Annotated in this window: 23 protein-coding genes; 13 read left to right on the top strand and 10 right to left on the bottom strand. The window is 69.6% G+C overall.

Features of this window, described 5'->3' with window-relative positions; translation table 11 throughout:
• Positions 1–1,563: metallophosphoesterase family protein (locus I0C86_RS23440; protein ID WP_196203433.1), on the bottom strand; the 1,563-nt coding region annotated here is incomplete at its 3' end.
• Positions 1,564–1,644: 81 nt separating this feature from the next.
• Positions 1,645–2,826 (bottom strand): PQQ-dependent sugar dehydrogenase, encoded by a 1,182-nt coding sequence (locus I0C86_RS23435; RefSeq protein WP_323373802.1) that lies wholly within the window; start codon positions 2,824–2,826, stop codon positions 1,645–1,647.
• A gap of 381 nt (positions 2,827–3,207) precedes the next feature.
• On the opposite strand from I0C86_RS23435, the gene I0C86_RS23430 reads away from it, so the two are divergent.
• Complete coding sequence (locus tag I0C86_RS23430) at positions 3,208–4,134, top strand: 2-hydroxyacid dehydrogenase (protein ID WP_196203432.1); 927 nt, start codon at positions 3,208–3,210, stop codon at positions 4,132–4,134.
• On the opposite strand, the gene I0C86_RS23425 is transcribed toward I0C86_RS23430, so the two are convergent.
• Positions 4,128–4,565 (bottom strand): PH domain-containing protein, encoded by a 438-nt coding sequence (locus tag I0C86_RS23425; protein WP_196203431.1) that lies wholly within the window; start codon positions 4,563–4,565, stop codon positions 4,128–4,130. The genes I0C86_RS23430 and I0C86_RS23425 overlap by 7 nt on opposite strands.
• A 254-nt stretch (positions 4,566–4,819) precedes the next feature.
• Between I0C86_RS23425 and I0C86_RS23420 the strand changes: the two genes are divergently transcribed.
• Positions 4,820–7,471 (top strand): GGDEF domain-containing phosphodiesterase, encoded by a 2,652-nt coding sequence (locus I0C86_RS23420; RefSeq protein ID WP_196203430.1) that lies wholly within the window; start codon positions 4,820–4,822, stop codon positions 7,469–7,471.
• Between the two features lie 22 nt (positions 7,472–7,493).
• Here I0C86_RS23420 and I0C86_RS23415 read toward each other — a convergent pair whose 3' ends face one another.
• Together I0C86_RS23415 and I0C86_RS23410 are read right to left on the bottom strand one after the other, a co-directional pair.
• Positions 7,494–8,762: a serine hydroxymethyltransferase gene (locus tag I0C86_RS23415; protein WP_196203429.1), complete on the bottom strand. Its 1,269-nt coding sequence runs from the start codon at positions 8,760–8,762 to the stop codon at positions 7,494–7,496.
• A 116-nt stretch (positions 8,763–8,878) separates the two neighbouring features.
• Positions 8,879–9,898, bottom strand: coding sequence for a LacI family DNA-binding transcriptional regulator (locus tag I0C86_RS23410; RefSeq protein ID WP_196203428.1), 1,020 nt, complete (start codon positions 9,896–9,898; stop codon positions 8,879–8,881).
• A gap of 3 nt (positions 9,899–9,901) precedes the next feature.
• Here I0C86_RS23410 and I0C86_RS23405 point away from each other — a divergent pair, with 3 nt between their 5' ends.
• The 5 genes from I0C86_RS23405 to I0C86_RS23385 all read left to right on the top strand — a co-directional run bounded on the left by I0C86_RS23405 (position 9,902) and on the right by I0C86_RS23385 (position 16,339).
• Complete coding sequence (locus I0C86_RS23405) at positions 9,902–10,078, top strand: hypothetical protein (protein WP_196203427.1); 177 nt, start codon at positions 9,902–9,904, stop codon at positions 10,076–10,078.
• 330 nt (positions 10,079–10,408) lie between these two features.
• Positions 10,409–12,946: a glycoside hydrolase family 2 protein gene (locus tag I0C86_RS23400; protein ID WP_196203426.1), complete on the top strand. Its 2,538-nt coding sequence runs from the start codon at positions 10,409–10,411 to the stop codon at positions 12,944–12,946.
• A gap of 89 nt (positions 12,947–13,035) precedes the next feature.
• Positions 13,036–15,033 (top strand): cellulase family glycosylhydrolase, encoded by a 1,998-nt coding sequence (locus I0C86_RS23395; RefSeq protein WP_196203425.1) that lies wholly within the window; start codon positions 13,036–13,038, stop codon positions 15,031–15,033.
• 113 nt (positions 15,034–15,146) lie between these two features.
• Entirely contained in the window at positions 15,147–15,623 is a 477-nt protein-coding gene (locus I0C86_RS23390) for a DUF1707 and DUF4190 domain-containing protein (protein WP_196203424.1), read from the top strand.
• A 245-nt stretch (positions 15,624–15,868) separates the two neighbouring features.
• On the top strand, positions 15,869–16,339 hold the full coding sequence (locus tag I0C86_RS23385; protein WP_196203423.1) for a hemerythrin domain-containing protein: 471 nt from the start codon (positions 15,869–15,871) through the stop codon (positions 16,337–16,339).
• Between the two features lie 51 nt (positions 16,340–16,390).
• On the opposite strand, the gene I0C86_RS23380 is transcribed toward I0C86_RS23385, so the two are convergent.
• The gene (locus tag I0C86_RS23380) at positions 16,391–16,861 is read right to left on the bottom strand and encodes a MarR family winged helix-turn-helix transcriptional regulator (protein WP_196203422.1); all 471 of its coding nucleotides are present in this window, start codon (positions 16,859–16,861) and stop codon (positions 16,391–16,393) included.
• Between the two features lie 99 nt (positions 16,862–16,960).
• On the opposite strand from I0C86_RS23380, the gene I0C86_RS23375 reads away from it, so the two are divergent.
• The gene (locus I0C86_RS23375) at positions 16,961–17,509 is read left to right on the top strand and encodes a dihydrofolate reductase family protein (protein WP_196203421.1); all 549 of its coding nucleotides are present in this window, start codon (positions 16,961–16,963) and stop codon (positions 17,507–17,509) included.
• A 62-nt stretch (positions 17,510–17,571) separates the two neighbouring features.
• On the top strand, positions 17,572–17,916 hold the full coding sequence (locus tag I0C86_RS23370; RefSeq protein ID WP_196203420.1) for a DUF1801 domain-containing protein: 345 nt from the start codon (positions 17,572–17,574) through the stop codon (positions 17,914–17,916).
• Positions 17,917–18,055: 139 nt separating this feature from the next.
• On the opposite strand, the gene I0C86_RS23365 is transcribed toward I0C86_RS23370, so the two are convergent.
• Positions 18,056–18,505, bottom strand: a complete 450-nt coding sequence (locus I0C86_RS23365; RefSeq protein ID WP_196203419.1) for a hypothetical protein — start codon at positions 18,503–18,505, stop codon at positions 18,056–18,058.
• Positions 18,506–18,725: 220 nt separating this feature from the next.
• On the bottom strand, positions 18,726–20,480 hold the full coding sequence (locus I0C86_RS23360; protein ID WP_196203418.1) for a hypothetical protein: 1,755 nt from the start codon (positions 20,478–20,480) through the stop codon (positions 18,726–18,728).
• A 245-nt stretch (positions 20,481–20,725) separates the two neighbouring features.
• On the opposite strand from I0C86_RS23360, the gene I0C86_RS23355 reads away from it, so the two are divergent.
• The 4 genes from I0C86_RS23355 (at position 20,726) to I0C86_RS23340 (ending at position 23,761) form a co-directional block, all read left to right on the top strand.
• On the top strand, positions 20,726–21,253 hold the full coding sequence (locus I0C86_RS23355; protein WP_196203417.1) for a hypothetical protein: 528 nt from the start codon (positions 20,726–20,728) through the stop codon (positions 21,251–21,253).
• A gap of 65 nt (positions 21,254–21,318) precedes the next feature.
• Complete coding sequence (locus tag I0C86_RS23350; protein ID WP_196203416.1) at positions 21,319–21,615, top strand: WXG100 family type VII secretion target; 297 nt, start codon at positions 21,319–21,321, stop codon at positions 21,613–21,615.
• Positions 21,612–23,246, top strand: a complete 1,635-nt coding sequence (locus I0C86_RS23345; protein ID WP_196203415.1) for an alpha/beta hydrolase — start codon at positions 21,612–21,614, stop codon at positions 23,244–23,246. The genes I0C86_RS23350 and I0C86_RS23345 overlap by 4 nt, the downstream gene beginning before the upstream one ends.
• An 80-nt stretch (positions 23,247–23,326) precedes the next feature.
• The gene (locus I0C86_RS23340; RefSeq protein ID WP_196203414.1) at positions 23,327–23,761 is read left to right on the top strand and encodes a hypothetical protein; all 435 of its coding nucleotides are present in this window, start codon (positions 23,327–23,329) and stop codon (positions 23,759–23,761) included.
• Between the two features lie 142 nt (positions 23,762–23,903).
• Here the strand turns inward: I0C86_RS23340 and I0C86_RS23335 are convergent, their stop codons facing one another.
• Both I0C86_RS23335 and I0C86_RS23330 read right to left on the bottom strand, forming a co-directional pair.
• A complete protein-coding gene (locus tag I0C86_RS23335; protein WP_196203413.1) occupies positions 23,904–24,860 on the bottom strand; it encodes a DUF3500 domain-containing protein in 957 nt (318 codons plus the stop codon).
• Between the two features lie 179 nt (positions 24,861–25,039).
• Entirely contained in the window at positions 25,040–25,447 is a 408-nt protein-coding gene (locus I0C86_RS23330; protein WP_196203412.1) for a hypothetical protein, read from the bottom strand.
• Positions 25,448–25,496: the final 49 nt, after the last annotated feature.

Genomic DNA, 25,496 nt, shown 5'->3' with positions numbered 1-25,496 from the left:
GCTGGGGGTCGCCGGCGTCGGTGGCTCCGGTTCCTCCACCACGTGCCGCTCCAGGTTGACCTGCGCCTCGCCGGTCCCGCCGAGCTGGATGTCGTCGTACGCCTGCAGGGCCCGTTGCTGGTCGAAGTAGAGCACCGACATCGCCAGCGGGGTCGGCTTGTCACCCTCCAGCCCGCGCAGCCCCGCCCCACCGGTCGAGCCCTGGACCTGTAGCTGGGTCGCCATGGCGCCGGGCACCTGCGGCAGCTCGCGTACCTCGCGGTTGTGGGTGTGCCCGGTCAGCACCAGCGGTACGAGGCCGGAGAGCGCCCCGGCCGAGGCGGGGTCGTGCACCAGCGCGATGTCGACCGGTCGGCCCGCCGCCCGGATCGTGCTGGCCAGTTTCTCGCCGGCCCCGGTGACCTGGCTCAGGGTCTGCGGCGAGCTGCCGGACCCGCTCGGCGAGGTCTCCTTGTCCGGGGTGAAGCGCGGATCCCCGATGCCCGCGATGGTCAGCCCCGCCACGGTCAGGACCTGGTTGTCGAGCACGACCGCGTTGGGCTGCCGGCCCACGGCGGTCGCGGTGGCCGCCGAGTCGTGGTTCCCGCGGATGAAGACGTACGGCACCTTGAGCAGCCCGATGGAGCCGACGAAGGACGCCTCCGGTTCACTGCCCCAGTCGGTGATGTCACCGGTGTCGATCACCATGTCGATCTTGAACTGCTCGACCAGCGTCCGGACCACCGGCCACACCGTCGGATTCAGGTGCAGGTCGGAGACGTGCAGCACCCGTACAGTGCCCTGCTCCTGGTCGAATACCGGAAGGGTGGAGACGGTGGTGTAGAGCTGGCTGACGTTGCCGACCATCCGCTGGAGCTGGTCGGCGTACCGGCCGTAGTCGTCGGCGATCCGCCGGGCGTCGCCGACGATGGCCGGGGCGTTGACGAGGAGTCCCTCGTACCGGGGCTCCTCGATCGAGTCCGGTCGGAAGGTGAGCGCCGCGATCCCCAGGCTGCCGCCGGTGATCGCCAGGGCGAGTGTGCCGGCCCAGGCGACCCGGCGGGCCCGCCGGAACACCAGCGCCGCCAGGATCAGGGTGGCCAGTACGGAGACCGCGACGGTCCGTACGCCGACCCGGATCACCCCGTTGGTCACGTCGGTGACGGCGGACTCGCTGGCCCGGCTGATGCTGGCCGGGTCGTCGATCAGCGCCTCGGTACGCCGTTGGTCCAGCGACCCGAGCCGGACCGACAGGTGCGCGGGCCCGGCGTGGCTGTCCAGTTGCAGCGCCCCGAGCGGCGGAATGGTGACCGTGGTGCCCCCGCCCACGGACGGGGTGATCGCCATTTCGGCCCGGAACGGCCCGATGTCGGTCTGCATCCGACCGCCGAGCAGTACGCCGACGACGATTCCGGTGACGGTCACGGACATGATCGCCACCGCCACCCCGGTCCGCCGGACGCCGACCGAGGTGAGGACGGCGTGACCGACCCGTACGCCGGTACGGAGTGCCCCCAGCACACGCCGAACCGCCGGGGGCGACTCGCCCCCGGCGGTCCGGATGTCGTTCCTCCGCCTGTCCATGCTCAATCATGACCTGCCCAGCGGGACATCATCAAAACCCGCCGCAGGTCACACCCCATTTCGGCCATCCGGACGGTCAGGTCAGCTCTTTCCGGCGACCCCGCCGGAGAAGACCAGTCGGATGATCCGGTCGTCCTCGGGGGCCGGCTTGCGCTTGCCGTCGTGGTTGGAGGTGGAGATCCAGAGCGAGCCGTCCGGCGCCGCGGCCACGGCCCGGAGCCGGCCGAACTCGCCGGTCAGCAGCGGCCGGGGCTGGCCGAGCACGGTGCCGGCGGCGGTGAGTTCCACCAGCCAGAGCCGTTCGGCACGCAGGCACGCCGCCACGAACACCCGCTCGATGAAGGCCGCCCCGGAACAGGACGCCTCGGCGGTGCTCCAGACGACGAGGGGTTCGGTGAACTTGTCGCTCTTCGCGCCGCCCTCGGCCTCACCCTCGACGTCGGGCCAGCCGTAGTTCTTGCCCGGCTGGATCAGGTTGACCTCGTCCCAGCGGTTCTGCCCGAACTCGGTGGCGTAGAGCCGCTTGTTGGCGTCCCAGGCGATGCCCTGGACGTTGCGGTGCCCCAGCGACCAGACCAGGGAGTTGGGGAACGGGTTGCCCGGTGCGGGCTTGCCGGCGGGGGTCATCCGGAGGATCTTGCCGCCGAGGCTGCCGAGCTGCTGGGCCAGCCCGCGCTCGGAGGCGTCTCCGGTGGTGGCGTAGAGGTAGCCGTCCGGGCCGAAGCCGAGCCGCCCTCCGTTGTGGATGCCGGAGAGCGGGATTCCGGTGACGATCGGCGTCGGCCTGGCCCCGAGGGTGAGCTTGGCGATCCGGTTGTCCTCGCTGGTGGAGTAGTAGACGAAGACCGTCTTGTCGCGCTGGTAGTCCGGTGACACGGCGATGCCGAGCAGACCGCCCTCGCCCGCGGCGTCGACCTCGTCGACGGTCTGCACCGTGGTGACCTTGAGTCCGTCCGGGTCGGACTCCGGGCCGACCTTCAGGATCTTGGCAGTGTCCCGCTCGGTCACCAGCGCTCCGCCGTCGGGCAGGAACGCGATCCCCCATGGCACCCGGAGCTGCTTGGCCAGCACCGTCGCGGCGACCTGCTGTTCGGTTCCGCTTCCGGTCGGCGACGCGGTCGGGGTGGGGAAGGTCGGCGGCTCGCCGGCCGGGTCCGGTTCAGGTTCGCCGAACGAACAACCACTCATCACCATCACGGCTGCCGCACAGAGCGCGACGGCCGTGCGCCGACGGTCGATCCTGGGGTACGGGCGAACGCTCACCCGGCCCAGGGTAGTCGGGTCCACGGACATGTCGTTGGCCCGCTCGATCATTGATTGCACCGGTCTTTCCGATCCGTCTCCACCCGGTCCGGCGGGTCAGCGCGCTCGTAGCGCCTCGCCGGTGCCGGTCGGTCGTCATCGCCGGACGACCCGTCAGCGGGGTGAGCCGTGGACCGCCGGACAGGTTCCCGGGTTGGCCGCTCCGGTCCTGCGAAACGGCGCGCACCCGCGGCCGCGCCCAGGGGCCGCATCTGCGTCCGGTCGAGCTGCCGCTGTGCTTCAGGGGCCGGATCTGCGTCCGGTCGACCTGCCGCTGTGCTTCAGGGGCCGCATCGAGGCCAGCGCTCCGGGCGGCGGTGTTGACGGCTATCGTCGGCGTCCGTGAAGGCATGGATTCCGCACCCCGAGGGCCGCGAACTGCTCGGCGACATTCCCGAAGGCGTCACCGTGGAGGTCGCCCCGACGCCGGACCGGCTGCCCTCGGACCCGGCCGGAGTGCGCCTCTGGGTGCCACCGTTCCTCGCCCAGGCGGCTGCGGTGCCGGCCGCGGCGAAACTACCGGACCTGCGGGTGGTGCAACTGCTCTCGGCCGGGGCCGACACCTGGGCCGGACGGCTGCCCGAACACGTCACCCTCTGCGACGCGCGCGGCGTGCACGACTCGTCGACCGCGGAATGGGTGGTCGCGGCGACCCTGGCCCACCTGCGGTCGTTCCCGACCTTCGCCCTGGCCCAGGCCCGCCAGGAATGGGCGTACGCCGGGGTCGCCCCCACCGACGAGTTGGCCGGCAAGCGGGTGCTGATCGTCGGCGCGGGTTCGATCGGGGCGGCCACCCGGGCCCGACTGGCGCCGTTCGAGGTCGAGTTGACCATGGTCGCCCGGACGGCCCGCCCCGCCGAGCGGGTGTACGGCGTCGCCGACCTGCCGGAGCTGCTGCCGGCGGCCGATGTGGTGGTGCTGCTGCTGCCGCTCACCGAGCAGACCCGAGGGCTGGTCGACGCCCGGTTCCTCGCCGCGATGTCGGACGGGGCCCTGCTGGTCAACGCCGCCCGGGGACCGGTGGCCGACACCGACGCCCTCGTCGCGGAGCTGTCCACCGGCCGGATCTCGGCGGCGCTGGACGTCACCGAGCCGGAGCCGCTGCCGCCTGGCCACCCCCTCTGGGATCTGCCGAACGTCCTGCTCACCCCGCACGTCGCCGGCTCGGTACGGGGGTTGCTGCCCCGTGCCTACCGCCTCGTCGGCCAGCAGCTTCGCCGGCTCGCCGCCGGTGAGCCGCTGGTGAACGAGGTACGTGACGGCTACTGACCGGCCGGGTCGGTCCGGCCCGGGACCCCGTCGTGCGCCTGCGCGGGGGTCCGGTTCGGGCGGGAGTCGTCGAGCGACTGGCCGCTCGCGCTGATCAGCGCCGGCAGGTCGACGGAACGGACCGCGGGCAGTGCTGTCGTCCGGCCGTCGCGGAGCCGGACCATCGCCCGGCCACGCGGGTCGGCGGCCAGCTCGAGGATGTCGGACCAGGGGATGCGGTGCTGTCCCAGGAGTGCCCGGATCCGTACGCCGTCGGTGTCGGCGTCGGTGCCGGCCCGTAGGGCCCATGCCCCGATCGCCACCGGGACGAGCAGCAGTGGGGCGAGGTACCAGCGGGCGGTCGCGAGGGGGAGGGCGCCCAGGAACGCGATGACGGCGGCCACCGAGATCGCCTGGTTGTGCCGGAAACGGAGCGTGCTGGTCTTGCTCACCCTGCGATTTTCGCACCTCGGCCCGGCAGGCCCGGCACGGGCCCTCCGGCGGACCCGCGGTGCGGTCCGACCGTTCGGAGGTGCGGAAGACTTGCCAGGGTGAGGGAGGATTCTCCCTGACACCCGGGTGGGAGATCCCTACCAGCACGTAACCGCGCCCCCTTCCGATCGTTGGGGGTTGATAGGAATGGTTTGGCCCTTCATCCGAACCAGGCCCGCTTCACGCCCGTGCCCCCTCTGCGAAGGCATCCGCCATGTTCGTGGCGCACTCTGCGGATGGTCGAGCCCGTCGCCGGCTCGCCACCCGGGTCAGTGAGACCGCCGTTCCGCTGCTCGCCGTGGGTATTTTGGCCCTCGGCCACTTCGGAGCACTGTCTCCGTACACCGCCGTCGGCCTTGCCGTTGGCGCCACCGCCGCGGTGGCCGCCAGCCGGCTGGGACGCCTCGCCCTGCGGCTGCACCGTACCCACACCGGCTTCGGACCGTGCCGGGGTGCCGGTTTCCTCGGCTTCGGGCTGATCGCGAGCGGCCTCGGTTCGCTCGCCATCTGGCTCGTTCCCGCCGACGCCCGCCCGATGGTGGCACTCGGTGGCCTGGGCTTGGCCGTCGCGCTCTACCTGCCGGGCATGATGCTGCTGCCGGGCGCCGCGAGCACGGTGGGAGTGCGGTTGCGGCGCGGCTTCGACGGGCTGAGCCTGGGGATCAGCCTGGCGTTCTCGGCGATGGTGATTCCGCCGGAGGGTGGGCTGCCGCCGCTCGGGCTGACCGCCGCCCTGATCGCCACCGGTGGTCTGCCGATCATCACGATCACCACCCTGCGCGCGTACGGGCACCGGCGGTCCGCCGCGCTCTGCGGAACCGGTGCCGGGCTGGCGGTGTTCGGGCACTCGCTGCTGGCGGTGCTGATCGACTACGGCGCCCCGGTCACCACGTTGCCGGTGGTCGCCGTCGCTCTGGTCGCCGGCCCGGTGTTGATCGCCGCCGGTGCCCGTCGAGCCAACCCGGTGGCCCAGCCGACGTCGATGGGCGAGCCGCAGACGAACCTCAGCGCCTACCCGCTGCTCACCATTCCGGCGATCCTCGCGACGCTCTCCGCGCTGTACCACCTGGTCACCGTCGGCACCTTCGACCACACGTCGATCCTGCTGGGGCTGGCGATCATTCCGACCCTGGTGGTCCGCGAGGTGCTCGTCATGCTCGACATCCGGCGGTTCGCGCGGCAGCTGGCCAACCAGGAGGCGCACTTCCGCTCCCTGGTGTCCGGGGCCAACGACCTGACCCTGGTGGTCGGCGAGGACCTGCTGATCAGTTGGCAGTCACCGACGGCGGCGCGGCTGTTCGGACTCTCCGACTCCGACGTACTGGGCCGGGCCTTTCCCGAGCTGATGCATCCGGAGGACGCGGCGGACGTCACCCAGGTCCTGACCGACGTGCTCGCCGGGCGTGAGGTGCCGACCGGCCGTCCCCAACTGGTCACCGCCCGGCTGCGGGACGGGCACGGTGCCTGGCGGGACACCGAGTCGACGATCAGTGACCAGCGGAACGTGCCCGAGGTGGCCGCGCTGGTGGTGCACGTCCGGGACGTCAGCGAGCGGCGGCGGCTGGAACGGACCCTGCACGAACTCGCCTTCCGCGACCAGTTGACCGGGTTGGCCAACCGGCGGGAGCTGATGCGCACCATCGTCACCCATCGGGCGGTGCCGGGCCACACGGGTGCGCTGCTGGTGATCGACCTGCACGGGATGTCGGACGTCAACGACGTGCACGGACGACAGATGGGTGACGCCGTACTGGCCGAGGCCGGGCGGCGGCTCCGGACCGGGGCAGGCACCGACGACGTGGTGGCCCGGCTGGGCGGCGACGAGTTCGCGGTGGTCACGGTGGACCGCCCGGTGCTCGCGTACGCGATGGGGACCCGGCTGCTGACCGCGATGACAGAGCCGTACGAGGTGGTCGACGTGCTGGTGCAGTTGGGCGGCGCCAGCATCGGGCTGGCGGACCTCTCCGGCGGGGACAACGTCGACGACGTGCTGCGGCGGGCGGACCTGGCCCGGCTGCGGGCCCGACAGCTCGGCCGTAACCGGGTCGAGTGGTACGACGACGAGTTGGAGGAGCAGTTCACCCGGCGGCTCGATCTGGAGCGGGAGCTGCCCGGCGCGGCGCAGCGGGGTGAACTGGACCTCGTCTACCAACCGGTCCTCGACCTCGCCACCACGCAGCCGGTGGGCACCGAGGCGCTGCTGCGCTGGCGGAGTCCGGCGCTGGGCACGGTGCTGCCGAGCGAACTGTTGCCGGTGGCCGAGGACCTGTCGCTGCTCGAGGAGCTGGGCCGCTGGGTGCTGGACGCCGCCTGTCGGCAGATCTCCGCCTGGTCGCAACGCCCCCGGCGACTGTGGATGTCGGTAAACATCTCGCCGAAGGAGCTGGCCGCGCCCGACTTCATCGACTGGGTGGCGATGGCGCTGGCCGAGCACAAGGTGGCTCCGGAGTGGCTGGTGTTGGAGATCGGCGAGCCACGGGGCGGCGTCGACGTGTCGGCGGTGATCACCCAGCTTGCCGCGCTGCGTGCGATGGGTGTGCGTACCGCGCTGGACGATTTCGGCAGCGGGCAGGCGTCCCTGGCCCAGCTCCGCCGGCTGCCGGTCGACTTCCTCAAGGTGGATCGGACGCTGGTGACCGAGGGCGGCAGCCGCAACGGTGAGAGCCAGCCGTTCATCGACGTGGTGGTCGGGCTGGGCAAACGATTCGGCCTGGAGATCATCGCCGAGGGGCTGGAGTCTCCGGTGCACGTCGAGCAGGCCCGGTCGGCCGGCTGCCGGCTCGGTCAGGGGTACGCGCTGTCCCGGCCCGGTCCGGCCGAGCGGGTGGAGGCGTACCTGGAGGAGTTCCCCAGCCCGTCCCGGTGAGCGGGCTGGGTACGGGGCGGGGTCAGCCGGCGGAGTAGCCCGGCATCGGGTACGCCGCGAGCAGGTCCCGGACCTCGCCCGCGATCCGGTCGAGGGTCGCCTCGTCGTCCTTGATCGCCGCCGTGATCGCCTCGTCCATCCAGGCCGCGACCTGGGGCATCTGCTCCTCGGTCAGGCCCCGGGTGGCCAGCGCGGCGGTGCCGAGCCGGATCCCGGACGGGTCGAACGGCTTGCGCGGGTCGTACGGCACGGTGTTGTAGTTCAGTTCGATGCCGGCCCGGTCCAGCGCCTGTGCCGCCGGCTTGCCGGCGATGCCCTTGCCGGTCAGGTCGGCGAGGATCAGGTGGTTGTCGGTACCGCCCGAGGAGAGGGTGAAGCCCCGCTCGATCAGGGCTGAGGCCAGCGCCTTGGCGTTGGTCACGATCTGCTGGGCGTACCGCCGGAAGTCGGCCGTGCCCGCCTCGCGCAGTGCCACCGCGATGCCGGCGGTGGTGTGGTTGTGCGGGCCGCCCTGTAGGCCGGGGAAGACCGCCTTGTCGATGGCGCTGGCGTGCTCCGCGGTGGTCATGATCATGGCGCCGCGCGGGCCGCGCAGGGTCTTGTGCGTCGTGGTGGTGATCACGTCCACGTGCCCCACCGGTGAGGGGTGGGCGCCGCCCGCGACCAGACCGGCGATGTGCGCGATGTCGGCCACCAGCACCGCACCGACCTCGCGGGCGATCTCGGCGAAGCCGGCGAAGTCGATGGTCCGGGGTACGGCGGTGCCTCCGCAGAAGATCACCTTGGGGCGTTCCCGGCGGGCCAGGTCGCGTACCTCGTCGAGGTCGATCCGGCCGGTCTGGGCCGAGACGCCGTAGCGGACCGGGTTGAACCACTTGCCGGTCGCCGAGACCGACCAGCCGTGGGTGAGGTGCCCGCCCATCGGCAGGGCCATTCCCAGCACGGTGTCGCCGGGAGACAGGAACGCCAGGTAGACGGCCAGGTTGGCCGGCGATCCCGAGTACGGCTGCACGTTGGCGTGCGCGACGCCGAAGAGTTCCCGGGCCCGGGTGACCGCGAGCGTCTCGATCGGGTCGATGTACTGCTGACCCTCGTAGTAGCGGCGGCCGGGGTAGCCCTCCGAGTACTTGTTGGTCAGTACCGTGCCACTGGCCTCGAGGACCGCGGTCGAGACGTAGTTCTCGGAGGCGATCATCCGCAGCTTGTCGTGCTGCCGGCCCGCCTCGGCCTCGATCAGCGCCCCCAGTTCCGGGTCGGCTGCGGTCAGGCTGGGAATCGGTGGTACATGCACGATCGTCGTCCTCCTGGCTGGTCCACGCCTACGGCCGATGCTATCGGTCGTCGCCGGACCGGCCGGCGCCGGCCGGCGGATCGACCTACTGGTGAACCGGCCGGCCGGTGGATCGGTCAGGGGTGTCGGGGTGGGGCGGTGCTGCCGCGCGGGATCAGGTGGGCTGTGTCGTCCTGGTAGTTCCCGAGCGGCTTGCCGGCGATGGCGGCGAGCAGCCGGCCGGCGGCGTGTGCCCCGTACGCCGGGATGTCCCGGCTGAGCGCGGTCAGCGACGGATGTACGAGTTGGCACAGCGGCGAGTCGTCCCAGGCGACGATGGAGACGTCATTCGGCACGCTCAGGCCCATCTCCTGGGCCACCGAGAGCCCGGCGATCGCCATCACGTCGTTGTCGTAGACGATCGCGGTCGGCCGGTCGGCGGAGCTGAGCAGCCGACGGGTGGCCCGGGCGCCCTCCTCGCCGCTGTAGTCGGACGACACCGTGACCGTACGTTCCAGTCCGAGTTGCCGGCAGACGGTGCCGAACGCCTCGGAACGGATCTCGGTGTGCAGCAGGCCCGGCAGGCCACCGACCCGGGCGATCCGCCGGTGTCCCAGCGCCACCAGGTACTCGATCGCCTCGGTCAGCGCCGCCGCGTCGTCGGACCAGACGTGGGCCAGTCCACCGCCGTGCCCCGGCCCGCCGATCACCACGGCCGGCAGGTGCAGTTCCTCCAGGACCGGCACCCGGCGGTCGTCGAGCCGGAGGTCGCAGACGAGGACGCCGTCCACCCGCCGCTCGCCCCACCAGCGCCGGTAGACCGCGATCTCGGCCTCCGGGTTCGCCACCACCTGGAGGGTCAGCGCGTACGACCGGGCGGAGAGTTCCGCCTCGACGCCGCTGATCAGTTCCATGAAGAACGGCTCGATGCCGAGGATCCGGGCGGGTCGGCAGAGGGCCAGCCCGACGGCGTTGGCGCTGGCGCCGGAGAGCGCCCGGGCGGCGCTGTTGGGATTGAAGCCGATTTCCTGGGCGATGGCGAGAATGCGTTGGCGGGTGGCGTCGGAGACGCCGGGCTGCCCGTTCAGGGCGTACGAGACGGCGCCCTTGGAAACGCCGGCCCGGCGGGCCACATCCGCGATTGTCGGCCGCTTCACCCGGTGCTCCTATCTGGGTCGACCCGGTCACCGGTGGGGCCGGTCCGGCCCCTCGCCCGCTGCCTGGAGGTGCCCGGCGAGCTGGAGGTGCCCGGCGAGCTCCAGGCGCCCGGCAAGCTCCAGGTGTCCGGCAAGTGGGGAAGTGCGGGTAAGCCACCCGGGATGAACTTTTCCGGTTAAGCATACCGATCGGGAAATCTTGCCGGAACACCCCGGGCGGCCCGGCCCCGCGCCGCTGCGGAACCGAATGTCCGGGCGTGGGGATGCTCCGTCAACCGGTGCCCTGGATAGCGCTTTCTTGTTGCTTCTCCGGCATTCGAGTCCTGGTTTGCGGGGATTGACAGGGCGGAGGGGCGCCCGTACGGTGACTCTACTTATCCGGTTCAGTCGACGTCTCTCGATGTCTCGAGTTCGCCGCCCGGCCCCGCGAACTCCGGTGGCGGCGCCCTCCACCTGGGAAGGTGCGGTGAGGTCATGACAGGTCGCGATCTCCAGTGAACTGAGGTGCCCGTGACGTCCTGGCAGACCCTGCACGACGGTTGGTTCCTGACGGCGGTGGCCGGTCCGGAGATCCCGGACGCGGTCGCGACGGCCCGGATCCCGGCCACGGTTCCCGGCTGCGTGCACACCGACCTGCTCGCCGCCGGCCTGATCCCGGACCCGTACCTCGACGACAACGAACTCCGGCTGAGCTGGATCGGCCACACCGACTGGTGCTACGAGACCACCTTCGGATGGGCCGGTGACGACGCGGCGGACCGGATCGACCTGGTCTGCGCCGGCCTGGACACGGTCGCGACGATCACGCTCAACGACGTCGAGATCGGCCGTACCGCCAACATGCACCGGGGATACCGGTTCGACGTGGGTGACCTGCTCCGGGTCGGCGACAACATCCTGCGGATCAGGTTCGAGTCGGCCCACCGCTACGCCCGGGAGCAGCAGCAACGGCTCGGTGACCGGCCGAAGGCGTACCCCGATCCGTACAACTTCATCCGCAAGATGGCCTGCAACTTCGGCTGGGACTGGGGCCCGTCGCTGGTCACCGCCGGTATCTGGCAGGAGATCGGGCTGCGGACCTGGCGGACCGCCCGGCTCGCCGAGGTCCGTCCGCTGGTCACCGTGACCGACCGCGAGGGCCGGGTGGAGGTTCGGGTCGAGATCGACCGGGCCGCCGACGCCGACGCCGAGCCGCTCACGGTCCGGGCCACGGTCGCCGGGGTCGCCGTCGAGACGGTGCTGCCGGCCCAGCAACGCATCGCCGAACTGACCCTCACCGTCGCCGACCCCGAGCTGTGGTGGCCCCGGGGGTACGGTGCGCAGCCGCGCTATCCGCTGGACGTGACCCTGCACGCCGGGGAACGCGAAGACGCCGGAGAACGCGAAGACGCCGGAGAATGCGAAGGCGCCGGAGAACGGGAAGGCGCCGGAGAACGGGAACTGGACCGCTGGCAGCGACGGATCGGCTTCCGCTCGGTACGCCTGGACACCGCCCCCGACGAGCACGGCTCGGCCTTCACCATCGTCGTCAACGACCTGCCGGTGTTCGCCCGGGGCGTCAACTGGATCCCCGACGACTGCTTCCCGCACCGGGTCACCCGGGAACGCTACGCACAGCGGCTCACCCAGGCCGCCGAGGCGAACGTCAACTTCCTGCGGATCTGGGGCGGCGGGCGGTACGAGTCGGAGGACTTCTACGACCTCGCCGACGAGCTGGGCCTGCTGGTCGGGCAGGACTTCCTCTTCTCCTGCGCCGCGTACCCGGAGGAGGAGCCGATCCTCGGCGAGGTCCGGGCGGAGGCCGCCGAACAGGTCGTCCGGCTGGCCAGCCATCCGAGCCTGGTGCTCTGGTTCGGCAACAACGAGAACATCTGGGGCTGGCACGACTGGGGCTGGCAGGAGCAGCTCGCCGGCCGGACCTGGGGCGCCGGTTACTACTTCGAACTGCTGCCCGGAATCGTGGCCGACCTCGACCCGACCCGGCCGTACTGGCCGGGCAGTCCGTGGTCGGGGCGGCACGACGTGCACCCGAACGAGTCCGGGCACGGCAGCATGCACATCTGGACGGTGTGGAACCAGCTCGACTACGTCCACTACCGCGACTACCTGCCCCGGTTCGTCGCCGAGTTCGGCTACCAGGGCCCGGCCGCGTACGCGACGATCCGCCGGGCGATCTCCGACGAGCGGCTGGTCGTGGACTCGCCCGCGATGGCGCACCGACAGAAGGCCGAAGGCGGCGACCTGAAACTGGCCCGGGGATTGGCGGCGCACCTGCCGGCCCCGCGTAACTTCGACGACTGGCACTACCTGACCCAGGTCAACCAGGCCCGGGCGGTCAGCCTGGGAGTCGAGCACATGCGCTCGTACCGGCCGATCTGCATGGGCAGCGTGGTCTGGCAGCTCAACGACTGCTGGCCGGTCACCTCCTGGGCGGCAGTCGACGGCGACGGGCGACGCAAACCCCTCTGGTACGCGCTGCGCCGGGCGTACGCCGACCGGCTGCTGACCATCCAGCCGAGGAACGGCGGGCTGGCACTGGTCGCGGTGAACGACGGTGGCGCCCCGTGGACGGGCCGGGTGGACGTGACCCGGCTGACCCTGACCGGTGAGCCCAGGGCCAGGACGTCGATCGAGGTGGCGGTGCCGCCGTACTCGTCGATGACCTGGCCGTTGCCGGCGGACGTCGGCGCCTCGGACGAGCCGCGCTCCGAGCTGCTGCTCGCCGATCCCGGTGGTGCCGGCGACCGGACCTTCTGGTTCTTCGCGCCCGACCACGAGCTGTCCTACCCGCCGGCCGAGTACGACGCCACGGTCGAGCCGTTGCCAGTCGGCGCGCGGGTCCGGGTGACCGCCCGGACGGTCCTGCGCGACCTGGTCCTCGCCCCGGATCGGCTCGATCCGGCGGCGGAGGTCGACGAGGCACTGGTCACGTTGCTGCCGGGGGAGTCGACCACGTTCACCGTACGGTCCGCGGCGCCGCTGGACCCGGCGGCGCTCACCAGCCGTCCCGTCCTGCGCTGCGTCAACGACATGGTTCCGCACCCCTGATCCGCACCCCTGATCCGCACCCCTGATCCGCACCCCTGATCCCGGACATCCGCTCCTGGACATCCGCTCCTGGAAGGATCACCACCACCATGAAGCGCCGTGCCACCTTCGCGCTGGCCCTGGCCGGGCTGCTGCTCGCGGCCCAGCCGACCCCGTCCCTCGCCGCGCCCCCCGAATCGAGCGGGCAGGCGAACACGTCCACCGGTTTCGTGGTCCGCAAGGGCGACCAGTTGCTGCTCGACGGCAAGAAGTTCCGGTTCGCCGGAACCAACAACTACTACCTGATGTACAAGTCCCGGACGATGGTCGACGACGTCTTCGCCGACGCCAGGAACGCCGGGTTCACCGTGCTGCGGCACTGGGGTTTCCTGGACATCGGCAACGAAGACGGCACCGACTCGGTCGCCGGCAAGGCCGACGGCGCCTACTTCCAGTACTGGGACGGCGCGAAGCCGGCCTACAACGACGGCCCGGACGGCCTGGAGCGGCTCGACTACGTGCTGTACGCCGCCCGGCGGGCCGGAATCAAGCTCGTCATCCCGCTGACCAACAACTGGCGGGACTTCGGCGGGATGGACCAGTACGTCCGCTGGCGGGGCGGGCAGCACCACGACGACTTCTACACCGATCCGGTGATCCGGGGCTGGTACAGGGACTGGATCTCGCACGTACTGGACCGGACCAACTCGCTGACCGGGGTGCGGTACGCCGACGACCCGACGGTGATGACCTGGGAACTGGGCAACGAGCCGAGGTGCAAGGGCTCCGGTGTCTATCCGACGTCGCCGGCCTGTACGCCCGAGGTGCTGACCGGCTGGGCCGACGAGATGACCCGGCACATCAAGTCGGTCGACAGCAGGCATCTGGCGAGCGTTGGTGACGAGGGCTTCTACTGCGACGATCCGGCCAGCTCGGACTGGACCGTGAACTGTGGTGAGGGCGTCGACAGCCTCGCCCTGACCCGGCTGCCGGCGGTCGACGTGGTGTCGTACCACCTCTACCCGGACCACTGGGGCAAGGACGCGGCCTGGGGCGTCGAGTGGATCAAGCGGCACAACCGGGACGCCCGGCGGCTCGGCAAGCCCGTGATGCTCGGCGAGTTCGGCTTCCTCGACAAGGCGACCCGGAACCCGGTCTACCAACAGTGGACGGACGCGTTCATCGGAACCGGCGGCACCGGGTTCCTCTACTGGATCCTCTCCGGTATCCAGGACGACGGCACGGCGTATCCGGACTACGACGGATACACCGTCTACTGCCCGAGCCCGGTCTGCACGACGCTGAGCAATGCCGGTGAGGAACTGGTCCGGGGGCAGCGCTCCCGACCGCCGGTCGCCGACCACGACAACGCGGTCACCGAGTCGGGTACGCCGGTGACGGTGACGCCGGCCGCGAACGACATCGCGTACCGGACGGCGGTCCGGGCGGCCAGCATCGATCTCGATCCGGCGACCACCGGTCAGCAGCGGGCGGTGACCGTTCCGGGTGGCGGGTACGCCCTCGACCCGGCTACCGGGGCGGTCACCTTCACCCCGGCAGACGGCTTCCAGGGCCGGGTGGTCGCGCATTACACCATCCGCGACCAGGCCGGGCGTACGTCGAACGCGGCCGACCTGACGGTGACGGTCAAGCCAGCGCCGGGCGATCCGATCCTGATCGCCTCCTGGGAGACCGGGGTCGAGGGTTGGGCGCCGGGCAACTGGCAGCCAGATGCCGGCACGGTGGCCCAGACCACCGACTTCCACACCCACGGCTCGGCCGGGCTGCGGGTCGCCGCGACCGGCGGCGGCTGGTTCGGGGTGACCCTGCCCAGCCCGGTGGACCTGTCCGGCAAGGCGACCCTCAGGTACGACCTGCGGACCGATCCGACGGCCAGCACCTCCACCGCGATCGCGCTCCAGACCGGCCCGGAGTACGCCTGGTGCCAGTCCACCTTCGGCTGGGTGTCGCAGGGCCGGGAGACGACCGTGGTGGCCGACCTGCTCACCGAGATGTCCTGCGACGCGGCGGCGCTTGCCGACGTACGCGGGATTCTGGTCTGGGTCAGCCCCGGCAACGTCGACCTGGACCACCTGCGCGCCGAGTAGCGGCCTCACCTTGCCGCATCCCTACGGGGAGGGCAGTTGGGGAGTCGGTCGATCGGCGGATGCGGCCCTACGAACCGTCCTGCGAGGATCGTTCGGTGAAAGGGTGGGGCTGGATGAACGAGCGGGTCGGGACGGCTCAGCGAACGCAGGTCGTCGGGCTGCTCAGCGAGGCCCTCGGGCAAGGCTATTTGGACCTCACTGAGTACGACCAGCGGATGAGCGCGGCAACCTCCGCGAAGACCGTGGCCGAACTTTCGGGTCAGGTTGCAGATCTTCCGCCGCAGTTCCAATGGGATCCCAGACGGGTGCCCCCGCCGGCGGCGCCGCGCAGTGCGAGCCCATCGAACACGTCCACCGCATCGGTCGCCTCACTGGTACTCGGGATAACATCCATCCCGCTGGCCATCTGTCTCGGCGTGGGAGGCTTGTTCGGGCTTGCCGCGGTCGTCCTGGGCAGGTCCGGGATGCGTGGCACGGGCGACCACGGCAAGGCGCTTACGGGACTTATCCTGGGCTGTCTCGGGATCCTCTCGTCCATTTTCGTAGTCCTCGTCTATTTCTTTGCCCCGGATACACCCCCCGCGCAGTAACGCTTCCGCCCGTTCGCCACCGCGTCACTCGTACATGACGATGAGCCACATGCTCGGCGGTGTCACCACCGGGACGTCGGTGGTGACCGACCTGTGTGTCGAGATTTCCAGGCGCGGAATCGTTCAGTGGTGCGGCGTGATAACTTCGGTCCCAGCGTCGCGTGCCGGTGGCAGACCGTGTCAGGCATGGAGGCGCCGGACCGAAGGGAATACGACGATCACTGTCGTCCCTTCGCCCGTCACCTGTGGGTGAGGGCGAGAAGACCAGGCTGGTGGCCTGGAGTCGAGAGTTGCGCCGCGTTCACGAACGACTTCGCGAGGCGCTGCGCGTCACCCAGCAGGCCGTGGCCGATGGCGAGCCGGCGGAGCCGGCAACCAGAGACCTGTTGTTGTTCTGCCACGGGTTCTGCACCGCACTGACCGCACACCACGAGGGTGAGGACCGGGACCTGTTCCCGGCGATCGCCGAGCAGCATCCCGAGCTGCGGGAGACGTTGCGCTACCTGCGGCAGGACCACTCGATGATCGAGCATCTGCTGGGCGGTCTCCAGGCCGCCGTGACCCGGGCCGCCTCGCCGGCGGAGCTGGATCGGCACCTGGAGGGCGTGGCGGCAATCATGGAGTCGCATTTCAGGTACGAGGAACGCCAGCTCCTGGCGGTGCTGGAGACCCTGGCGCTGGACGCGGATCCGGACGCCGTGCTGGGACCGCTGTGACCGTCAGACGTTTGCGACTTCGGTCGAGTCGACTGCCGCGGGTCAGCAGTTCTACTCCCTGGGTTGTGTCCCGCGGTGGTCGCGCCACTGCCGCTGCAGGCGTGTGATCCGCTGTAGCGCCGCCTTGAAACTGGTGTATTCCTCTGCGCCGAACGCCTGCTCGTGGCGGCGTTCGATCGCGGCAAGGATGGCGCGGGCTCGGCTGATCTCGTCGAGGCCGTGGGCGGTGGGGACGACGAGTTTGGCTCGGCGGTCGCGGGGATCGGGTTCACGTGTGACGTAGGCGAGTTGGACGAGTTCGTCGACGATCGTGCCGATGATCTGCTTGTGCTGGCCCGATCGCTGGGACAACTCGGTCGCCCGAGTCCCATCGCGATCCAGGAACGCCAGCACCGAGCCGTGGCGCGGCCGTACGTCCGGATGTCCCTGCTCGGCCAGGGTCTCGAACAGCTCGTCCTGAACGGCACGCATGAACGTGCCCGTCAGCATGCCCACGTCCGGTTCCGGCCGGTCGTCACCCATCAGCCCTCCAAATTAGTCACGAAGCTTGACTATCACGGATCTTGACTATACAGTTCGTCTCAGTTGATCGCCACGGCCACGAAGACGGGGAAGCCCAACATGCGCAAGATCATCGCTTCGACATACGCCACCCTCGACGGGTTCATCGACAACCCGCACCTGTGGTCCATGCAGCACAACAGCGAGGACGCCATGGCGTACGCCCTGAACCTCACGCTCGGCTGCGACGCGCTTCTGCTCGGCCGCGTCACCTACGAAGGCATGGCCCAGGCGTGGCCGACCATGGGTGGCAACCCCTACGCCGACCACGTCAACAGCATCGCCAAGTACGCCGTGTCCTCGACCCTCGAAAAGCCGGCCGCGTGGGACAACTCCCACATCATCCCGGGCGACAAACTCGTCGAGGCCGTGGCCGCGCTGAAGTCCGAAGACGGCAAGGACATTCTCATCTGGGGCAACGGCCGACTCACCGACGGTCTGGCCGAGCACGGGCTCCTGGACGAGTACAAGGTCTGGATCTACCCCGTCATCAAGGGCGGCGGCGAGCCCCTCTTCCGCCCCGAGAACGCCGGCACCGTCGAACTCGTCGACAGCACCACCTTCACCTCGGGCGTCGTCGTCCTGACCTACCGCCCCACGCGCCCCTGAGACGAGACCCGGCTGCCTGGACATAGGCCGTTCCCACTAATGAGGACGTGGAGGAGAACATCATGAGTGACGATGTCACCCAGTACATCAACAAGGCACAGCCGTGGCAGATCGATGTGTGCGAGAAACTACGTGCCATGGTCGGCCAGACCATTCCAGATGTCGAGGAGCGGCTTCAGTACGGCAAGCCGCACTACCTCAAGAACGGGGCCTACGCGGCTGTCATCGCGGTGGCCAAGGACAAGGTCTCGTTCATGGTGTTCAACGCATCGGACATTCCGGTGGTCAAGGGGTTCCTTCGGGCCTTGGGGAACGGTGAACGTAAAGCCGTTGACATCAGAGAAGGGCAAACCGTCGACTACGGCGCACTTGCCAGCATCCTGGAAAAGACCGCGACCGCCCTGTAGCTGCCGACCGTCGATCCCCTTCTTCCCCTTATCCCGGCATCGGGATAAGGGGAATTACGGCACCCGGGTCACACGCTCACCCGGACCGGTGCACTGCCGAGGCGGGTGAGGAAACCACACCGACGGCCCGACCTCCCGCTCAGCCGCCCGATCGCTCCCGTGCGACTCTCAACTCCCTGACTGCCGTGGTCAAGTCTGTCGACGCCGGCTCCTGCGTGCCCAGGACGTTTCTCGGATCGCTCATGAACGTCTCGAATCCGGTGAGCATCCCGTCGACCACGCCGGTCAGCGACTCCGAACCGATGGCCACCTCGGCTGACCGCACCTCGATCAACTTTGCCGCGCGGCGGTGGAATTCGATGGTGAACGACGAATTGACGGCCGCGAAGTGGTGATGCGACTCCTTCTTTTCGGTCAGCAAACGCATCCCGTCGGCCAGGTCCACAAGAGAAAGATAGATGAACATGGACTGGCTGGGGATCTTTCCGGCCGAGGTCGCCTCGCCACGGGCGCCGATGACCCGGATGTCGCCCAGCTCGAACGACGTTCCGTGCTGGTCGGGATTGTCCCGCGAGAACACGAACTTCACCGAGACCTCCTTGCCCTGTTAGGCGAGGTGCTCACGATCATGTCCTCCGTCTACTGGAACTACGGGGAGGCCCTGCGTCCTGAATACGGAGCGCCTCAACGCGGCCGTCGGCTGGATCGCGCGGCACCAGCAAGTCTGGGCCGATCGCCATGACCGCCTCGACGAGCTACCACAAGCGACACCGGCGTTAACGAGGTACTACCAGTTGCCGGTCAACGGTTCAGCTAAGGGACAACCTTTCGACATCGAGATTGTTAGCCCGGACCGCGGCGATGATCTCCTCTTCCACCGCACGCAGGGCCGCAGCGGTCGGCTCACCCTCGGAGAGCACCCGGAAGGACCATGGGCCATGGGTGTCGTCGCGGTACAGTCCGATCCTCAGCCGGCCGCCCTCCACATCGTCGGTGCGGCGCCCAAGCCTCTGGTCGTAGTCGTCGTCGAACCGGCCCTCCCTTTGAAGGCTTAACGACGAGCGCAGAGCGTCCACTCGTTCCCGGTCAATGTTGCCAGCCAAGTGGATTGTCATCGCCCTTCCGAACATCTCAGTGTCTCCTTCGTCATGCCGCTGCTGCGGTGCACGATATTGGCAGCCCTCCGGCCCCACTCCCCGTCTCGTTGGTGATCCTCGACGGAGCTCGCGACGGACGACCATTCCCGCACGTTCGAAGGCACGCAGGCATTCGGCACGATAGTCGTCGATCAACGCCTCAGGCGGCCGCGTGTCCCCGTCATAGGACATCCGCAGAGTCCAGACCGTCGCACCGCTACGCCACAGCGACAGCAGGACCTTCGTCTCCTCGCCATCACCGACAGACTCCCCGCGGGATCCGAACTCCTCGTCCTCAGCGTCAGTCAGACGGCCGCCTCCCCGCAATCCGAGGTCCGCCCGCAGTTGCTGCAGCAATGGCTGCTCGACCTCTCCAAACGCGCTAACCAGGTAGACAACCTTGCTGGCCATGTGAGCTTCACTCCGCCTTCCGAAGTGCGGTCCTTCCTTGAGCTGCGAGCGCGTGGCGGCGATCAGGCTGAGCAGGAACTCGCCGAGAGCCTCCGGCCGTACCGGTTCGGGTAGCCGGCGAACAAGTCCGTCCAACGCCGGACCCAGCAACTCACGGCTGCCGGACTCGGTGTCGCAGGGTCCATGGGGCGCGGCGAAGAGGCCATCGGCGTCGGTCCCGATCTCGATCGAGATAGCCTGCGCGCGGTAATCCTCAATGGACGTGAGGATTCCCCCGGCCAGCACGCTGAGGATCGACTCACTCTCGTCAGCCGCTCGGCCCGGCCTCGTACGCTGCGCGTGGCTGAGCATCAGCGCGATCTCGCGCGGCTGCGCCGTGATCGGGGTCGAGGAGCGCGGCGTGCCCCAGTACCAGTCTGCGCCGTCCCATACCCTCGGCACGAACTGCAGCACCTTGCTCGTGACGAAGACCGTCACCGGGTTCGACGGTGGGACCGACAGCGGTGCGACGTCGACGGACCAGGGCTCAAGTGGTTGGCCATGCAGCCGCGGTTCAAACCACCAGGCCTGGCCCGGTTCCTCGACGTCCGTGTCCGGCGGGAACTCGCGGACACCTCGCCCGGGCAGGAAGTCAGCGTAGATCAAGCCACCCGCGCCGTACGCCAACGGTAGGCCGAGCGTCGTCAGTTGGTCGAACACCACCCGACCGAAACGCTCCAGCACCTCCGCCGGATCGTCCGGTGGACCGACTCGAAATGACAGTGAGAACACCCACTCGTACGGGGCCAGGGCGGTGTCCTCGGCTGAGCCCGGCTCGCCATACAGGGTCAGATCGGTCGGTTCGAGGTCCAGGTGGGCCCAGCCCTCAATACCGATCCATGGTTGTGCCTGGATCGGAACAGCACTGCTTCCGTCGGTTGAAAAGTACGTCAAAGCGCCAAAGTCCTCCGCCGCCCGGTGAGCCAGCCCCGATCCATCGCCTGAGTACCGCACATAGATCTCAACGCTGCTGCTCATGTCTCCCGCTCTTTCCGGGCCGCCACGCCTCGGCGATCTTGCGTCGCGTCACCGCGAGCACCCCTCAAGATACGACCAGCCAACCGCGGCCGGGGAGGCTTGCAACGCTCGACCGATGGCCGGAAGCGATCGGCCCATCACCGTCAGCCGATCCGCTGTCGCCCGCACACCGTCCAGGTCGGAAGAATCCGATTCAATGGCCGCCGCCGGACCCAGCCCGAGGCCGACCCGCTGACCGAATACCTGTGCTGGGCCGCCCGGGGCCGACCCGGTGGCTGTTCGTGCTGGCCCGCCGACCCGACGTGCCGCCCCTGGCCGAGCTGCTCCGGCTCGTCCTCGGGCTGCGCCTGGCCGTCACGATCACCCTCGTCGACCACGTCCGCAATGCCGGCGACCTGCGCCTCATCCAGGGCGAGAGCTGGGACGTCACCGTCAGCGTCCTCGGCCGACTGCCCGCCCCGGCCGATCCGCCCACCCATTCCACCCCGGAATCCGCGACCGCGCACTGCCTCGAATATCTCGAACTCGCCATCGCCGGCAACGTCCCCGACAACCCCGACGAGCCGATCCCGGTGCCGCAGACTCCGACCCCGATCGTGGTCGACGACCCTGTACCCCTGCTGCGCCGGCTCGCCCGCCACCACCCCGGGCAACCCGTCGCCGTTCACTACGACGGCGTGACCTGCCAGGTGTGGCTTCGCGAGCGCGACGACGTACGCCAGCTCGCCACCGCCCCGACCCTTCCGGCCGCCATCGGTGCCCTCGGCCTCTGAGGGCCACCTGCCGTGGCGGAAGATTGATAACATTCGTGCTTTCGGGGATCGGCGCATGGAGTGACATGAGCCAGTTTGAAGTCGACCCACCTGAGCTGCGGAATCTGGGAACTCGGGTCGGGCAACAGGGCGACACGTTGACACGTACGGTGTCCGAGGCGGTGCCGCAGTTGGCTCCGACGGGAGCGAAAGGCTCACCCTGGGCACTGCTGGCCCAGGCGGACCGGTCCGCCACCGGATGGTCGGATTATCTGCGGGGCCTGGCCAAGCGGGTCAACGAGACGGGCCAGTCGCTGGTGACGGCGGCTGCCCAGTACCAGGCGGCGGACGAGCGGGTCTCGGGCCGGCTCGGTGGCCGATGAGCGTCACCTGGCAGGCGCTCCTCGCCGTCGACGTCGGGCCGGTCCGGCAGGCGGCGCCGGCCTGGGACAAGCTCGCCGCCACCCTTGAGGACCAGGCCGACGCGATGGCCGCCAGTTCCAGGAAGCTGCCGGAGGTGTGGCCGTCCGGGCCGGCCTCGGAGTCCGCCGCGAAGCACCTGAACGGGATGCGCGGCGAGCTGGACAACGCGTACGTGCCGATGTTGACCATCGCGCAGGCGCTGGCCGAGTGGGCCGACGGCATCTCGGAGCTGAAGGGGCAGGCGCAGGAACTGGTCGCGGACGCGCAACGGCTGAGCATCACGATCGCCGCAGACGGCACGGTCAGCATGAACCCGGGCTCCGCCAACGCCTCCACCGCGCAGAGCATGAACTCGGTCGTGCACGTCCGCGACGGCATCCTGCAACGCGCGGCGGAGCTGGACGGCCGGCTGGCCGGCGTCCTCGCCCAGAACACCGCGACGGCCGCGGGCACGCCGGCGGCCTTCGTGGACCCGAAGAGTATCCCCGGCCGGGGCACCGACCCGGCCGCCGTCAAACGTTGGTGGGACTCCCTCACACCGGAACAACAGCGTTATCTGATTATGAACAACTTCGAGCAGATCGGCTGGCTCGACGGTGTGCCGGCCGCCAGCCGCGATATCGCCAACCGGCTCGCGCTCGACCATGCGCAGGAAACCACCCAGGCCAGCCTCGACCAGACGAAGAGCCGGGAAGAACTCATCCGCAGCATGCACGAGCAGGGTCGCATCTGGGAGCTGTATCCCGATGCCAGCGACCCGGTGACCGCCGCCGAGACCGAGCTGATGCGCCTGGCCGATCAGCGGTCCGAACTGGAGGGCAAGCTCAAGGGTCTGGACGCGATCAACGGCCGGCTGGAGGATCCGAACCAGCCTCGGGCGTACCTGCTGGGGGTGTCCACCGAGGGCGACGGTAAGGCGATCGTGTCGGTCGGCAACCCCGACCTGGCCGACAACGTCCTGACGTACGTGCCCGGCACCGGCAGCGACCTGTCCAAGGTCGGCGGCGACATCGACCGAGCCAACCGGATGGCTCTGGACGCGAACGCCACCGACCGCTCGGCGACAACCGCAACGGTGTTCTGGCTCGGCTACGACGCCCCGAACAGCATTCCGCAGGCTGGCCAGAGCGGATTCGCCGAGGACGGTGGCAAGGACCTCGGGGGATTCCAGACCGGCCTGCGCGTCACCCACGAGGGCGACACCCCGGCCCGCAACACCGTGCTCGGACACAGCTACGGCTCCACGGTGATCGGACACGGTGCGATGAGCAGCGGCATCAACGCGGACGCGCTGGTCTTCGTCGGATCGCCGGGCGTCGACGTCAACCATGCCAACGAGCTGACCGGCGTGCATCCCAGCCAGGTGTACGCCACCCGCGCCGAACACGACATGATCGCCCGCATTCCCGACTGGGACATCGTCCACGGCAACGATCCCACCCGGGACGACTTCGGCGCCAATGTCTTCGCCAGCGACCCCGGCGACCCCGACGACGAGGCCGCGACCCACTCCAAGTACTGGGACGAGGGGAACGTCTCGCGCGACAACATCGCGTTCATTGCCACCGGTCAGACCGAGAAGTTGATATGAACATGAGACGAGTGGTAGCGACCGTGTCGGTTATGGCGCTGAGCCTGGCTCTCGCCGCATGTGTGGGGAAGGAAAAAGGCTTGCAGCCCACGGAAACCCAGACCACCGCCATCGAGCGGGTGGAGGAGCTGATCCAGGACGCGCTCGCGCAACTGCCCGCCGGCACCACCCTCAAGGACGACTACCGCAGCAACGAGGCTGCCTGCGACGATCCCACCGACAACGGCCCCGCGGGCCGGATCATCGTCGAGCACCGCCACTGGATCGTCTCGTCCGAGAGCTTCGGCGCGTGGAAGACCGACATGGTCATACCGCCGCTGGTCGCGTACTGGCAGCAGCAGGGCTTCGAGGTCAGACACGACCTGCGGGACCGGCCCGACCCCCGCTACACCGTCGAGAACGCCGACGGATACCTCGTCTCCGTCCGACGCTACGACCGGGGCGCCTCCTACGAGTTCACCCTGTCCGCCACCTCACCCTGCATCTGGCAGAACGGCACGCCGAACCCGCAGTAAGGGAGGCTGGACGGCGCGGCATCGGAGCCTGGAGAGCATCCAGGGGTGGTCTGGGTGCGGCCTCCGCATTTCCCTGCTCCTGCCTCAACCATTACCCAGGGCCGACGGGACCATGCATCTGGCCGCCGCTCGCGTTCGCAGGTCAGGCGGCGGTGTGGCGCCGTGCGTAGTGGTCGCGGAGCGGGTCGGTGCCCCAGTCGTCGCGCAGGTGCCGCCACACGGAGTGGGCGTGGTTGGCGCTGTCCTGGGTGTTGTCGTACTCGATGAGGAAGTCGGGTGCCTGGATGCAGTAGTAGTGGCCCTCGCCCACGGTGGTCGGGCCCGCCCACGCGAACCGGATCCGGTGCAGGCCCGCCGCCTCGGCGTCGCGCCAGCAGGCTTGGGCGTACGGCGCCGGCGCGCGGTGGAGATAGCGCTGGACCAACTGGTCGAGGACTTCCCGCTGCGCCGGCCGCAGCAGGTCGCGGCCGATACCTTCGGGCAGCAGGGTGGGGTCGGCCACCGGGTCGGCCCGGGTGAGGATGTCGTCGGGAGCGGCCTCGGCGCTGATGCCCAGCGTGCGCTGGTCGGGATCGAGCCCGATTGCCAACTGGCGGGCCAGGTCCTCCTCCGGGCCGAGGATCCGGCCACCGGCGCGCGGCCCGGTGGGTATGACGGCCGGTTCGGAACCGACGAAGTGCGGCGTGAAAGTGATGCCACCCGGCGTCACGACGACGTGTACGGCCAGGTGATGACCGTTGATCCGCCAGCCCCACGGCTCGTCGCCGTCCGGGTCGCCGAGCACCCGCAGCCAGTAGCGGTCGCCCTCGGGTGGTGAGCCGGTCGCCAACTCCCGTCTGACGCGTTCGATCTCGACGGCGCCGACGGCGAGATCGCCGCCGTTGGGAGAGTGGGCCGACCGGAGCAATTCGATCGCGAGTGTGCGCTGAGCGCTGGTGAGGTGCTCCATCGGCAGCCCGGGGCGTTGCCCAGGCAGATAGGTCCACTGTCGCAGGTCGAATTCGGCGAGGTCACCGCGGACGAGGTGGCGCTGCTGGTCGTCGAGGCTTGCGACGAGGGCGCGCGCGCAGTGGCGGGCGTCATCGGCGGCGGTCGTCATGAAGTCCTCCCAAGACCCGTGGCGCACACAGTCCTTGCGCGATGGTGGCACAAGCAAACGTACCGACCGGCCGGTGGCGGGTGGCGACAGCGGCGAGGCGGCGCTCGACCGCAGCCTGGGTGCTCTCAACAATTCCTCCGGTCCGCAACCCAAGCGTGCTCGCCGGCTGGGACGACCGCTTAAACAGGTGGCGGCGCCGGGGACTGCAGGGCCTCGCGCGGCGGTCTGGGGGCTGCCTCGGTCTTTCCCGTGACGAAGAGCGCGGTGATGGGCACGGAGCCGACCAGCAGGATGACCATGCCCTGCACCGGTGCCTGCTGGTTGAGGAACTCCACGGCAACCCGGGCGATAAGGACGAGCGCGCCGAACCCCAACAGGACCCGGACGAGTCTCAGCCACCAGTTCGCCCACTGCCGGCGTCGCGCGGATCGTTCCTGGCTGTGCCGATGATCCATGTCGCAGCGGACGAGCTCCATCAGGGCATCCATCGCCTTTGCGGGATCGGGGTGCTGCTTGGAGATCCGTTCCCAGGCCTGTTCGGTCTGGAACCAAGACGCGCTGTCGGACGCGCGCACCTGCTCTGTCACCCGGCTGGGTCCTTTCAGATGCCAAGGAGGGGGAGGCGCATCGATCGGG

The organism is Plantactinospora alkalitolerans, assembly GCF_015690345.1.
Lineage (GTDB): Bacteria > Actinomycetota > Actinomycetes > Mycobacteriales > Micromonosporaceae > Plantactinospora > Plantactinospora alkalitolerans.
This window is presented reverse-complemented; position numbering and strand designations above follow the sequence as displayed.